Annotated in this window: 14 protein-coding genes; 3 read left to right on the forward strand and 11 right to left on the reverse strand. The window is 62.4% G+C overall.

Annotated features, from left to right (window positions below; all coding sequences use genetic code 11):
* The 4 genes from MFF64_RS35770 to MFF64_RS38285 form a co-directional block, all read right to left on the reverse strand.
* Positions 1-535 (reverse strand): SclB protein (locus tag MFF64_RS35770; protein WP_238193773.1); only part of this gene is annotated, 535 nt, incomplete at its 3' end.
* Positions 536-1,535: 1,000 nt separating this feature from the next.
* On the reverse strand, positions 1,536-1,820 hold the full coding sequence (locus tag MFF64_RS35775) for a hypothetical protein (RefSeq protein WP_238193774.1): 285 nt from the start codon (positions 1,818-1,820) through the stop codon (positions 1,536-1,538).
* A 685-nt stretch (positions 1,821-2,505) separates the two neighbouring features.
* Positions 2,506-2,775: a polyhydroxyalkanoate synthesis regulator DNA-binding domain-containing protein gene (locus MFF64_RS38280; RefSeq protein ID WP_369010730.1), complete on the reverse strand. Its 270-nt coding sequence runs from the start codon at positions 2,773-2,775 to the stop codon at positions 2,506-2,508.
* Positions 2,776-2,893: 118 nt separating this feature from the next.
* A complete protein-coding gene (locus tag MFF64_RS38285) occupies positions 2,894-3,082 on the reverse strand; it encodes a hypothetical protein (RefSeq protein WP_369010731.1) in 189 nt (62 codons plus the stop codon).
* A 384-nt stretch (positions 3,083-3,466) separates the two neighbouring features.
* Between MFF64_RS38285 and MFF64_RS35780 the strand changes: the two genes are divergently transcribed.
* The gene (locus tag MFF64_RS35780) at positions 3,467-5,206 is read left to right on the forward strand and encodes a sensor domain-containing diguanylate cyclase (RefSeq protein WP_238193775.1); all 1,740 of its coding nucleotides are present in this window, start codon (positions 3,467-3,469) and stop codon (positions 5,204-5,206) included.
* 654 nt (positions 5,207-5,860) lie between these two features.
* On the opposite strand, the gene MFF64_RS35785 is transcribed toward MFF64_RS35780, so the two are convergent.
* Genes MFF64_RS35785 through MFF64_RS35805 form a run of 5 tightly spaced genes read right to left on the reverse strand, consistent with a single transcriptional unit; the run spans position 5,861 to position 7,417 of the window.
* Positions 5,861-6,376 carry a Ros/MucR family transcriptional regulator gene (locus MFF64_RS35785; RefSeq protein ID WP_099901507.1) on the reverse strand — a complete coding sequence of 172 codons (516 nt, stop codon included), beginning with the start codon at positions 6,374-6,376 and terminating at the stop codon, positions 5,861-5,863.
* Positions 6,377-6,390: 14 nt separating this feature from the next.
* On the reverse strand, positions 6,391-6,723 hold the full coding sequence (locus tag MFF64_RS35790; RefSeq protein WP_099901505.1) for a hypothetical protein: 333 nt from the start codon (positions 6,721-6,723) through the stop codon (positions 6,391-6,393).
* Positions 6,720-6,914 (reverse strand): hypothetical protein, encoded by a 195-nt coding sequence (locus MFF64_RS35795; RefSeq protein WP_238193776.1) that lies wholly within the window; start codon positions 6,912-6,914, stop codon positions 6,720-6,722. Before MFF64_RS35795 ends, MFF64_RS35790 begins: the two co-directional genes overlap by 4 nt.
* A 12-nt stretch (positions 6,915-6,926) precedes the next feature.
* Positions 6,927-7,220, reverse strand: a complete 294-nt coding sequence (locus MFF64_RS35800; protein WP_133123118.1) for a hypothetical protein — start codon at positions 7,218-7,220, stop codon at positions 6,927-6,929.
* Between the two features lie 5 nt (positions 7,221-7,225).
* Entirely contained in the window at positions 7,226-7,417 is a 192-nt protein-coding gene (locus MFF64_RS35805; protein ID WP_238193777.1) for a hypothetical protein, read from the reverse strand.
* 947 nt (positions 7,418-8,364) lie between these two features.
* On the opposite strand from MFF64_RS35805, the gene MFF64_RS35810 reads away from it, so the two are divergent.
* Positions 8,365-8,967, forward strand: a complete 603-nt coding sequence (locus MFF64_RS35810; RefSeq protein WP_238193778.1) for a phasin family protein — start codon at positions 8,365-8,367, stop codon at positions 8,965-8,967.
* Between the two features lie 155 nt (positions 8,968-9,122).
* The gene (locus MFF64_RS35815) at positions 9,123-10,091 is read left to right on the forward strand and encodes an alpha/beta fold hydrolase (RefSeq protein ID WP_238193779.1); all 969 of its coding nucleotides are present in this window, start codon (positions 9,123-9,125) and stop codon (positions 10,089-10,091) included.
* Positions 10,092-10,107: 16 nt separating this feature from the next.
* On the opposite strand, the gene MFF64_RS35820 is transcribed toward MFF64_RS35815, so the two are convergent.
* Together MFF64_RS35820 and MFF64_RS35825 are read right to left on the reverse strand one after the other, a co-directional pair.
* Positions 10,108-10,350, reverse strand: a complete 243-nt coding sequence (locus MFF64_RS35820) for a hypothetical protein (protein WP_238193780.1) — start codon at positions 10,348-10,350, stop codon at positions 10,108-10,110.
* Entirely contained in the window at positions 10,347-11,069 is a 723-nt protein-coding gene (locus tag MFF64_RS35825; protein ID WP_238193781.1) for a Crp/Fnr family transcriptional regulator, read from the reverse strand. Before MFF64_RS35825 ends, MFF64_RS35820 begins: the two co-directional genes overlap by 4 nt.
* Positions 11,070-11,093: the final 24 nt, after the last annotated feature.

Genomic DNA, 11,093 nt, shown 5'->3' on the forward strand with positions numbered 1-11,093 from the left:
TCGCGCCTGCCCGATCTGCTGGGGAGGCGAGAGGATCCCGAGGCGTCTCCAGGCCCTCGTGCGTCGCGTTCGAGAAGACCGTTTGGCCGCTCGGGCCAGTGTCCTCGCGCCGGGGCGGATTGCGGCGGTAATCGTTGCGACCTGCAAGCTCGTCTGGGTTGCCTCGCTCCGAGGCCGGAACGTCGTCGATCCGTGTGGGGGCTGCCTCGCTACCTTCCGGCGCGCTCATGATCCCGGACTGTGTGGTCCCATCGCCACCCATGCCACCGAAGCCCTGAGGTCCCCCGCCAGCGGCGTTGGCACCGGCAGTCCCGAAGGCCGCCCGCACGTCGTCTGCTTCACCAGGCAGGTCGCCGGGATCAGGAGCGCGCCCCGCATCAGTGCGCGGGCCATCGGGCCGGGCGAGGCGCTCGGCCAGTTCGCGTTGCTCCTCGGGAGTAAGAAGCTCCCGGCGGGCATCGCTGGCTGCTCCCGTCTCAGGCGCGATCCTGCCGCCAGGCACCGGGGCTTCTCTGTCGCCGGAATGGGTTGCCATATACGCGCTCCATCTAGCACCTAATCCGGCTAAAGGCCGGGTCAGACCAAAACGCAGGCTGTATGGCTGTTCCCGACTGTGTGGCAGCGCTGGCAAAACGCCGCCAGGTTGTCCGTAGCGGCTGGCTGGTCTGGGATCAGGCGCCCGGAAAATTCGGGCGCCGTCTGAAACTTTCGCGTCCGACCCTCCGTACCGGCCCCTGACCCCGACGGGAGCGGGGCCGGCACGAGAGACGGTACGAACCGTATGCCCGATCTTCAGCACGAAACAGCAATACTCGCGGCGCTCGACCGGCACATCGCTGAAGGCGAAGAACGTGCTGCCAGCTTAGAATTCCGGATTAGAAAGAGCCGATCTGCTAAATTTGATGCTAGGGAAGCCGAGAAAACACTTCAGATTACGATGGATATACTAGACGAATGGCGGATGCGTCGTGATCTAATACTGGATGAAATGGCGCAGAATGACCGATAGGTTCAGTCGCTGGCGTTAGGCGAAGCATCGGCCGGTGACATCCGCCGGGCGAACGCCTTCAAGGGGTACTCAGGGAGCGGGTTCCTTTAGCTGGCACAGTCAGAGCAGGCGCAATGCAGAGTTCCCGCCGGACGTGAGGGCCTGTTCCCGTCTGGGCTCACATTAGGCGGACCCTTGGGCGGTCGGTTGGAGAAGCCGAAGGCCAACGTGCTGAGGCCACCGCACTATGACATCGCTACACACGCGACAGCGAGCATCATTCCGGTCGTTGATCGTGCCTTCGGCCGTCGCCTCGTGCACTGCCCGGCAGTTGCTGCAGGTGACACGTTCGCCGGGCTTGAGGTTGCTGGCATTCATGTCGACACCACGCCAAGGCTGACTCTTGGGTGAAAGGCGGGCCAAATGACTTTGAGCTGGCCCAGTGTCCGTTACTGAGAAAACGGCCGCTCGTGAGCGGCCGAAGTAAGGAGCCAAACGCCCATGATGGGCATCAACAACGCTACACGACATTAATGCTGCATGGAATTTAGCCGCCGCCGTTGCTGCCGCTGTTCCCGCTACCCTGCGGGACGGCGCGCGAGGGCTGACCGGCATTACCGCCTGCCGCCGAGTCGGTCTGGATCGTCGAGGCGCCAGTCGGACCGGGTGCGATCGTCACGTTGGGGCTGTTGCCGGTTGTGTTTGGCGACGGCGCTACCACGGTTCCAGTCGAACCCGGCACGGCTGGGGCTGTAGGACTGACGGCTGTCTGGGCTGAAACAGCGCCGGCTAAGGTCAGCGCAGCGGTAAGGCCTAAAATTATCGAACGCATGTTGATCTCCGTTGGCAAAGGTGCCCACCAACGCGAGTTACGACATGAAGTTCAGATGCGTTAGATTTGGAAGATTTGGGGAGCGTCAGACAGCAGAACGCCCGCCGGAGGGTTAGGACCTTGGCGGGCGCTCAGTGAGCAGAAATACCACGAGATGAAGGCTTCCCGTGTGAGCCCAATGCGTCCCGACTAGGACGGTTCCGGCAGCGCGGAGGCCGGCAGCATCGTTGAGCCGGAACCGCGTTAGAACGGTCCCATTGAGTGACGGGATCTCCTCGATCCATACCTTCAGCCCGCCCGGCCTCGCCGCGGCGGGTTTTTCTGCCTCGTGCTTCCACCCACCCGGCCAGGTGGGTTCGAGCCAGCATCCCTGGCCTGGAACCATTCCCGCGCCAGCCGCTTGACCGGCGATTCCATCTGACCCTGCACCTTCAGCCCCGCAGGCAGCCGCCGAGCGGGGCTTTTTCGTACGCCCGCTAACACTCAGCAATTGACGCATTTCCTTGGGCAGGCTCCTATCAGCCCTGCGCCGTGAGGCGCGCAGACCATCAATGGACCTCTTCAGCCTGCTTGGCACCTCACCGCCGCGGTGGGTTTTTGTCACTCAGCGTTGGTCCGACCACGGCACGTCCTGGCCGATGACCAACCACTGCGCCTAGCGCCCGCCACGGGTTGCACCCGCGACCTAATACCCGACGCCGTCAGGCTCGCGGTGTCCATCGGCGAGGCAGACCCCCACCGTCGAGGGACCGCCACCCGCAATGAGGGCAGCTGTTACATCCTCGGCCGACTCTGCATCGATGACCAAGACGGCAGCGCTCATGGCTGCGCGTTCCCGGATCTGTTCGGCTGGTACGTAACAGCGCGCATGCGTGTCATAGAAACGGTGGGGCGCGTACCGCAGCACGAGGACAGATTGTGGCGGGTTCGCTGATATCGTAGCACCTCTGTGCACATACTACCTAAGCACAGATGTGCCATTGCGCTAGTAAGCTGACTATATCGCCTCGTTTAGTCGCAATTAAAGATGTTAGAAATTTGTTCTTAGGTATAGATATACAATGCAAAATGGACTAATCCAATAGATATTCTGACGGTAGGTAAGACTGATTTCTCCGATTGCTCCTTGCGCCTTCTCCACCGCGCCAGAATGGCTTTGGCCTCAGCCGGGTCCTCCTGGATGCGATAGATGGTCTGCTCGACGCGCCTGGGTCGCGAGCGACAGCCGACACGCTGGCTCCCTGCGCAAGCATGGCTCGCACCGTGTCGAGTTGGGCATGGCTGTAGGATGGCTTCCGGCCACGGTAGGCGTCGTCCCAGGCTTTGGCAGGGGCAGCGCCGGCTCGCTGCGCTTCCTTGGTGGCTTCCGCCTGCGCCTGCGCTGTGGGTGCGGCGAGCAGCCGGCCACGGTGGTGCTCGCGTCGCAAGCTGCTGGCGGTGATGGCGCTACCCTCGTGGGAAAAGATGATCGCTGCTTAGTCCAGGTGTAGCGGTCGGACTTGAACAAAATTAGATCAGAGTTTTTCGGTCTGCACGATAATACCCCATGCGCACAATTTTATTATGTATCATAGGCCGTTGTTTAGAAAAAATTGACCAATCAAATTTCACTTGGCTTCATCCGCCGGAGCATAGAAGCATCGCCGATGAGAGTGACCCAGATGCTCAGGCTTGCTGACAGAGTTCCCCTCAAGCGTCAGATCAGCCTGCTGGCTGGGGCCATCGGCCTCACGGTCGTAGGCGTGACGACCGTCGGGTCCGCCCTGCTCGCGCGCGGGCAGGCTACCGGCATGGCTCAGGATGCCCTCCAACAGGTGGCGCGCTCCGTTGCCGACCGCCTCGACCAGGACATGGCCGAACGCCTGCGCGAGATCCGCAACGTCGCAGCCCTCGAACCCCTGCAGCCTCATTGGCTGGAGAACACCGGCAGCCTGCGCAACGTGCTCGACGCGATGCAGAGGACGCTGCCGGACTATGCCTGGATCGGGTTCGCCGAACACGCCGGCCAGGTACGCGCGGCCACCGGCGGCATCCTCGAAGGGGCGAGCGTCGCAAGCCGCCCCTGGTTCCTCAATGGTATCCGGCAGGCCGCTGTCGAGGACGTTCACGCGGCGGTCCTGCTGGAGTCCCTGCTCAAGCCGCACGCTGATGGTGCGCCGTTCCGCTTCGTCGACGTGGCCGCCCCAGTCAGCGACGGCTCGGGCCGGATCGTCGGCGTGCTCGGCGCCCATCTCAGCTGGCGCTGGGCCGAAGTTGTTCGGCGCGAGGTGCTATCGTCCCGCAGGCCGGAGTTGAAGGAGGACATCATCGTCCTCGATCGGTCTGGCCGTGTCCTGCTCGGGCCAGACCTCGGAGCAGCGCCCTATACAACCGCGGAGCTTGCCGCCGGGCGCTTCATGGATCGCCGGGCAGGCGGGGATCGGCTCGCTACGGCAGCCTCCACCCGTGGCCGGGGCGACTACGCAGGCCTCGGCTGGATCGTCGTCGCCTTGCAGCCGGTCGACACGGCGCTGGCGGGCGCCAACCGCCTGACCGGCCTGATCCTTCTGCTCGGCCTCGGCGCCGCCTTGCTCGGCATAATCGGGATTCGGATGATCGCCGGGCGGCTGAGCCGGCCCCTGGCGCGGCTGACGGAGGCAGTCGATCGCATTGGACGGGAGCCAGACACACGGATGACGCACCGCGTGCACGGCTCTCCTGAGGTTCTGCGCCTGTCCACCGCGGTTCGGTCGCTCCTCAGGCGTATCGGCACGGCCGAGGACGACGCGCGGCAGGTCAGGGCCGAGTCGTCGGACGCTGTGCATGCTGCGGAGGATCGCGTCCGGCGTCTCGGCGCCGATCTCCACGCCATGCAGGTCCTGGCCGACACCGATGGCCTGACGGGACTGCTCAACCGGCGAGCGTTCATGCCCCTGGCCAACGATGCGATGAGCTACTTCAAGCGCTACCAGCGCGGCATCTGCGTCCTGATGATCGACATCGATCACTTCAAGCGCGTCAACGATCTTTATGGTCACGCGGCGGGCGACGAGGTCATCCGCCAGGTTGGCCGGATCATCAGCGACGCGATCCGGACCACCGACAAGGTGGCGCGGTTCGGCGGGGAGGAGTTCGTGGTTCTGCTCCGGGAGACCGACCTGCAGGTTGCGGCGATTTTCGCAGGCCGGATCCGCCAGACGGTCGCCAGCACCGTCTTCGAGCCGGAGGGGCATTGCCTCAGGGCGACGATCAGCGTCGGCATGGCCAGCGCTGAGTTGGCGGACGATGATATTGACCGCACGATCGCGCGTGCGGATGAAGCGCTCTACGCGGCTAAGTCGTGCGGGCGCAACTGCGTGCGCATGTTCGAGGGCAAGCCGTCTGCTAACCTGCGAGCGGCCGCCTAATTTGTCGGTCACAGCTCTTGTGAACCGGATGATACCGCGCGTTATCTAACACCGCGCAGGTCGCTATTCAGACTGCGCCAGCGTGACCTGCCTGTCGTGCGAGGTTGCGAGATCTATAAATGAAGCGATCCAGGCGCGGTAGAATGGGCTTGGCCGAGAGAGCCTGGCGAGCTGGCATGTCTTCCGCCCTGTCATCCCTAGGTGGCTCAACTTGGATGGTAAAAAGGTTCAGCAATGAACGAGCACAAAACCCCCCAATGCTACCAACAATGACCATCCCCGCGATCATGTGAGACAGACTTTCGGCAATCAACCACGCTCCTGCCGTCATCCCGAAGCCCGTCACCGCCATCGAGATGAAAAACATTTGCTCTCGTCCTTCTCAAAGAGACTCTTGCTGAGATGAGCTAAGGTTCTCTGCCTCGTGTCGCTATGGTCGGCGGCCTATGAGGCTGTTGTTCCTGAGTGATAAGCTCGATAATCAGCCTCTAGGCAGTCCATCGTCATTCGTAGATTTGAATATTTGGTATACGAATACCGATAAAAAGATCTGTACGAGCGCGATTGCGGGTCCTGTCCCGATCAGGCTCAAGGTGCGGAGCGGCAGGGGACATGCAGCCCCCCTGCCGCCGCTATGAGCTGTCCTGGTCCACGTCACTCCGCTGCAGCGGCATCAGCCTTCTTCGGCCGGCCGCGGCGGGCTGGTGCCGAGATAGCTGGATCGGGCGCCACCCTCATCTCAGCGGCACGCTTGGCAGCAGCACGTTCGCGCCGGATGTTGCCGAGGCCGAGGCTCTTAGCGAGCTCGGAGCGCTGGGCGGCATAGTTTGCCGCGACCATCGGGTAGTCGAACGGCAGGCCCCACTTCTGGCGGTACTCGTCGGCGGTCAGGCCCCGGCTCGACAAGTGCCTTTTCAGCGACTTATACGGCCGCCCGTCTTCCAGGCTAATGATGTGGTCCGGGGTCACGGTCTTGCGGATCGGGACGGGCGGCGTGGGCTTTTCGACCGCAGGCGCTTGCGGCGCGGTCAGCTTCGCCAGGGCTGCATGAGTTGCCGCGATGAGGTTTGGCAGCTCGGACACCGGAACGTTGTTCTTCGTAACGTAGGCGCCGACGATGTCGGCGGCGAGGCCGACGAAATCGGCATCTTGCTGTGTGACGTCATCCATGTGTGAGGTCCAAATCAACTATTGTTCTGCAAAATCAAGATAGCGAGCAGTAGGCAGGGCAGGTCAAGTCTTATTACGCGGCGGAAGATCGAATTTTTCTGTAAGTGGATTTTGAGAGACTGAGATTGTTCGCCTTTCACGATGCACGTGTCAGGCAGGCTGGACCTCGAACAGGTCGAGCGGTCGGCCAGGAAGCGGTCGGTCGAGACGACCGCGTGATGATGGCAGTCGTGGCAGTAGGTGGAGATCGTGGTCTCGCCTTCGGCCCGGGCGCCGCCCGCAGTAGGCAGTGCGATCTCGCGCCCATCCTCGTCGTAGGCCCGGCGGGGATTGCGGCCGCGCCTCACGCCTCGTCCCGCCCCATCTCCACCAGCGCCCGGGCCCGGTCGTAGGCGAGCCGGATCATGCCAGCTTCCCACGGGTCGCTCGGGTCCAGATCCTCCCAGGTTGGGCACCCCTGGATGCAGTGGCGGGTGAGATCGTGTAGCTCGCCAGCGATGACGTCGAGCGGTTCGGGGCTGGTGGGAGGGTGGGTCACCAATGCCTCCTCTCACACATCCGCCGGGTCGCCCGCCTGAGCCTTGCCTGCCAACCAAGGGCCGAAGACGTTGTCATCTTCGTCTGCATCCCAAGCTGTCTCGAACAGAGTTTCGCAGTGTGGGCAACGGACTTTATCTCCAAAACGCCACTCGGTTTTGAAGTCCTTTCCGCATTCTGAGCAGGTCAATTCGACTGTGTACGTCCGACGTTCATCATCCAACCGCCGCGCCGCCCGCCACAGTCCCAGCATCGCGCCTAGGGCTAGCGCCAGCACCAGGGCTGCCGTGAGGGCGAGGTAGGCCACGGGGCTCAATGCGCGACGCCGTACATGACGATGCGCTCCAGCGCCTCCTCGAAGGTCGCGTGCTCGCCGGCGATTGGCTCGTAGAAGGCGCCCTTCTTCCGCTCGGCGGTGAACCACTCCCGGGTCAGTCCGCCGTCCTCGTCCTGCCAGCGGCGCACGCGCCCGATCGACTCATCGTCGCGGTAGATCTGCCGCACGCGCGAGCGGCCATCGGGTGCCGGGATCCACATATCGTGAAAGGTGATCGATATGGCGCATTCTCCCTGGTCGTGCCCCGCGTGGTCAGGCGCCCAGCGGGCAGAAATCATAATCGGCCAGCAGAAATCGTCACAGGGCTTCGTTGGGCAAGGTCTTTCGTCACCGCTGCGCCGCCGATCTTGACGACACACAGCGGCCAACGTGGCAGTTCCCAGGGCCATGCCATCGACCAAAGTCGCCCAAAAGCAAACCCTAGGCGGAAGCCGTGTGATTATGGGCGAGGAGCGTGGAGCCTCGCACCTTGAGGCTGCGATAGAGAGACTACGTCGAGGCATGGGCCTGTGACCGACAGGGCCGCGGAGGTGTCGCAAAGCTCTGCCGAGGGGCAGGGTCGCAGGTCAGGCAGTTCACCCCAGGCGAGGGATGGGACGAGCACCAGTGCGCAGGCGGCATGGAACCTGGTCTGCAGGCCATCTGTTTGTTTTGTGCGGCGCAACATGGCCGCTGAGGAGCGAGTATGATTGGACCTGCCGACATCGAGGACATGCTCCTGGAATATGCAGATGCAGAGGCTGCAGCCAGTAAGCGAGATGGATCTGAGGCCCAGCACTGGCCGCCGACGGCATGGTCGTGGGGGTTCGGCCCGACACAGGACCAGAGTCCGAGATCTTTCCCCTACTCAATAGTTTCAACCTCAGACCCAGACCTCAAGGCGGCGATGATCGTATGTGCGCCGTAATCAAATGTCCGCAATATAATCGTCTATGTCACTTGTAAATGTCGCATCTTATTTAAATATTCGCGCGTGACTTGAAAGCATGAAATGTCCATCCATGTTGATGTATAAGGATATAATACATTTTGTTATTTCTGTGCGTTGTCGCTGCTCTTATTCTATCTAGTAAGCGCTCTGAGTGTACATGCACGTATAAGAGAGGAAACTCTGATGACCATCAATCCTACTGCCTCATCGAACAAGCAAGCCGAGCAAACCGAAATGCTCACCGATGCCATCAAGGCTGCCATGAACAAGACCGGTGAACAGAGCGCCCAGTTCGCTGATGCCACACGTAACGGCATGAGTCAGATGGCCGATCTCAGAGACACGGCTACCGACAATGCAAAGGAGATCATCCAGAAGAATGTCGAGACTGCTTCACAGCAGGCCCGCGAAGCGGCAGATCGGTTCACGCAAGCTCTCGGCTTCACCGGACAGGACAGCGAACGACGCGCTCGCCAGTCCAAGCAGAACATCGAAGCCGTCACGCGCTGCGGTATGGTGCTGACCCAAGCCCTTCAGGACGCCTCGCGGGGCTGGTTCGAACTGGGCCAGAAGCAGTGGCGGCGCAACCTCGACGGCGTGACTAGGCTGACGCGCGCCACCTCGGTGCAGGAATTTGCTGTGATCCAGAGCGAGCTGGCCCGCGAGGGACTGCAGCACATGGTGCAGGACAGCAAGGCCATCGCCGAGGGCTCGCTCCGCGCGGTCGAGGAGGCTAGCAAGGCGTTCTCCGGCGTCGTCCAGCCGAGCGCCACACTCACCCGCTGAGGCACATAGCTCGCTATCGGGAGCATGTGGCAGCGAACACGACGTGCTTGGTGGCCTGGTAGCTCAGAGAGCACTCGCCTTCATGAAACGTGGCCGCCTCGCGTCGGATCGATCCTGTCGATCAGGCGGGATGCGCGCAACAGATAGGCTTCACGATGACATCCCCTTCCACCACGCGGAGCTTGCTCGCTCCGACCCTGCTGGGAGCGGCAGCTGCCCTCGGAGCCTCGGCTGTCTACGCAGTTGTTAAGACGCGCGAGGCGGAACACCGTCACCCCCCGATCGGCCGCTTCATGACCATCGACGGCGTGCGCCTGCACTACCTCGAACGCGGCCGTGGCGAGCCCCTGGTGCTCATCCACGGTAACGGCACCATGGTACAGGACTTCCTGGTCAGCGGCATCGTCGACGAGCTCGCCGAACGCTACCGGGTGATCCTCATCGACCGGCCCGGCTACGGCTACAGCGAGCGGCCGCGCGCCCTGTGGACGCCGCGGGCCCACGCGACGCTGTTCGAGAAGGCGCTGCAACGGCTTGGGGTCTCGCAGGCGGTGGTGCTCGGCCACTCGTGGGGCAGCCTAGTCGCCCTCGCCCTTCAGGCGCCGCAGATGGTGCGCAGCCTGGTGCTGGCTTCCGGCTACTACTACCCGACGTTGCGAGCCGACACGGTGGTATTCTCACCACCGGCGATCCCGGTGCTCGGGGACATGATGCGCTACACGGCAGGGCCGGTGGTGTCCCGGCTGATCCTGCCGGGCTTGATCAAGGCAATGTTTGCTCCGGCCCCGGTGCCTGAGCGTTTCGACGAGAAGTTCCCGAAAGCGCTCATGCTGCGACCGTCTCAGCTGCGAGCCTCGGCGGAGGACGCGGCCCTGATGACGCCAGTTACGGTGGAGCTTCAGGAGCGCTACCGCGACCTGAAGCTGCCGGTCGTGATCATCGCTGGAGCGGACGATCAAATAGCCGATGTCGGCCGCCAGTCGGAGCGCATGCACCGCGACTTGCCGCAGAGCGCGTTCATTGTCGTTCCGGGTATGGGGCACATGATCCACCACCTTGCACCCCAGCAGGTGGTCGAAGCAGTTGATCAAGCTTCAGCAAAAATATGCAGTAAGGCTGCGTAAGAAATTGGTATTAACATCAACCCTTTTCTAGTCGACGCTGGATCCACTCCTGCGCATCGTCCAGCTCGGCGAACTTGGGCTCGCCCGGGTCATCGACGCGGCCGAACCCCGCCTCCAGAAACCACTTGCCTACGTCATCCCCATGATCTTCCGAGAGGCGTACCAGCACGGCAACCAGGAAGCCATTGGCGAACACCAGCTGCCCCTCCGTGTCACCGCTGTCCGTCGCAATCGGCGTGGGCTGAAGGTAGAGGCTCATCCATCCCTCTTCTCCAGATGCAGATAGGTAGGATCAAAGCCTCCCAGCTTACTCAGTTCCGCCCAATCGTTGATTTGCAGCTTGTGATTTTGCAGAGTGATCAATCCATTGTCGCGCAATTCTCTTAGCACACGATTGACGTGGACGTTCGATAGCCCAAGTGCATCCCCGATATCCTGCTGAGTGGGAGGCAATTTGTAGGCGTGATCTCGCGCGAGCCCCATGGCCTCAAGCTTGACGTACATCTCGCAGAACAGGTGTGCGATCGATCCAGTGGCTGAGCGCCGACCCATCCCGGTCATCCACTCACGGAAGATCGCTCCATCCACCAGGGTCTCGCGCCACAGGATCGCACCGACGCCTGGAAAAGCGGCTGTCAGCTTGCGCAAAGGCTCGTGGGGGATGAACGCCACCGTGGCTGCGGTCATCGTGCACACGCTGTGGTCCATCACCTTCAAATGCAAGCTCTGCAAATCGGGGATGTCACCCGGGATGTGGAACGAGAAGATCTGGCGCTTGCCGTCGCCAAGCATCCGGTAGCGGCAGGCCCAGCCCTCCAGCAGCAGGCAGCACTGCGACGGTCGATCCTTCTCCCGCACAATGTCTTGGTTTGTGCTTAAGAGCCTGACGGTGATCGGCAGCTGCTCGACAGCTTGACGCTCTTCGTCAGAGAGCCGCGAGATGCTTTGTAAGCGCTCGGTGACGGGGCAACTTGTCAGGCGGCCTGCTGGGCTCCGCCTGTC

Source organism: Methylobacterium frigidaeris, assembly GCF_022179185.1.
Lineage (GTDB): Bacteria > Pseudomonadota > Alphaproteobacteria > Rhizobiales > Beijerinckiaceae > Methylobacterium > Methylobacterium frigidaeris.

Coding starts and splice junctions, on each gene's coding strand:
- MFF64_RS35775 (WP_238193774.1), bottom strand. CDS start 1,820: ATGCGTTCGATAATTTTAGGCCTTACCGCTGCGCTGACCTTAGCCGGC.
- MFF64_RS35780 (WP_238193775.1), top strand. CDS start 3,467: ATGAGAGTGACCCAGATGCTCAGGCTTGCTGACAGAGTTCCCCTCAAG.
- MFF64_RS35785 (WP_099901507.1), bottom strand. CDS start 6,376: ATGGATGACGTCACACAGCAAGATGCCGATTTCGTCGGCCTCGCCGCC.
- MFF64_RS35810 (WP_238193778.1), top strand. CDS start 8,365: ATGACCATCAATCCTACTGCCTCATCGAACAAGCAAGCCGAGCAAACC.
- MFF64_RS35815 (WP_238193779.1), top strand. CDS start 9,123: ATGACATCCCCTTCCACCACGCGGAGCTTGCTCGCTCCGACCCTGCTG.
- MFF64_RS35820 (WP_238193780.1), bottom strand. CDS start 10,350: ATGAGCCTCTACCTTCAGCCCACGCCGATTGCGACGGACAGCGGTGAC.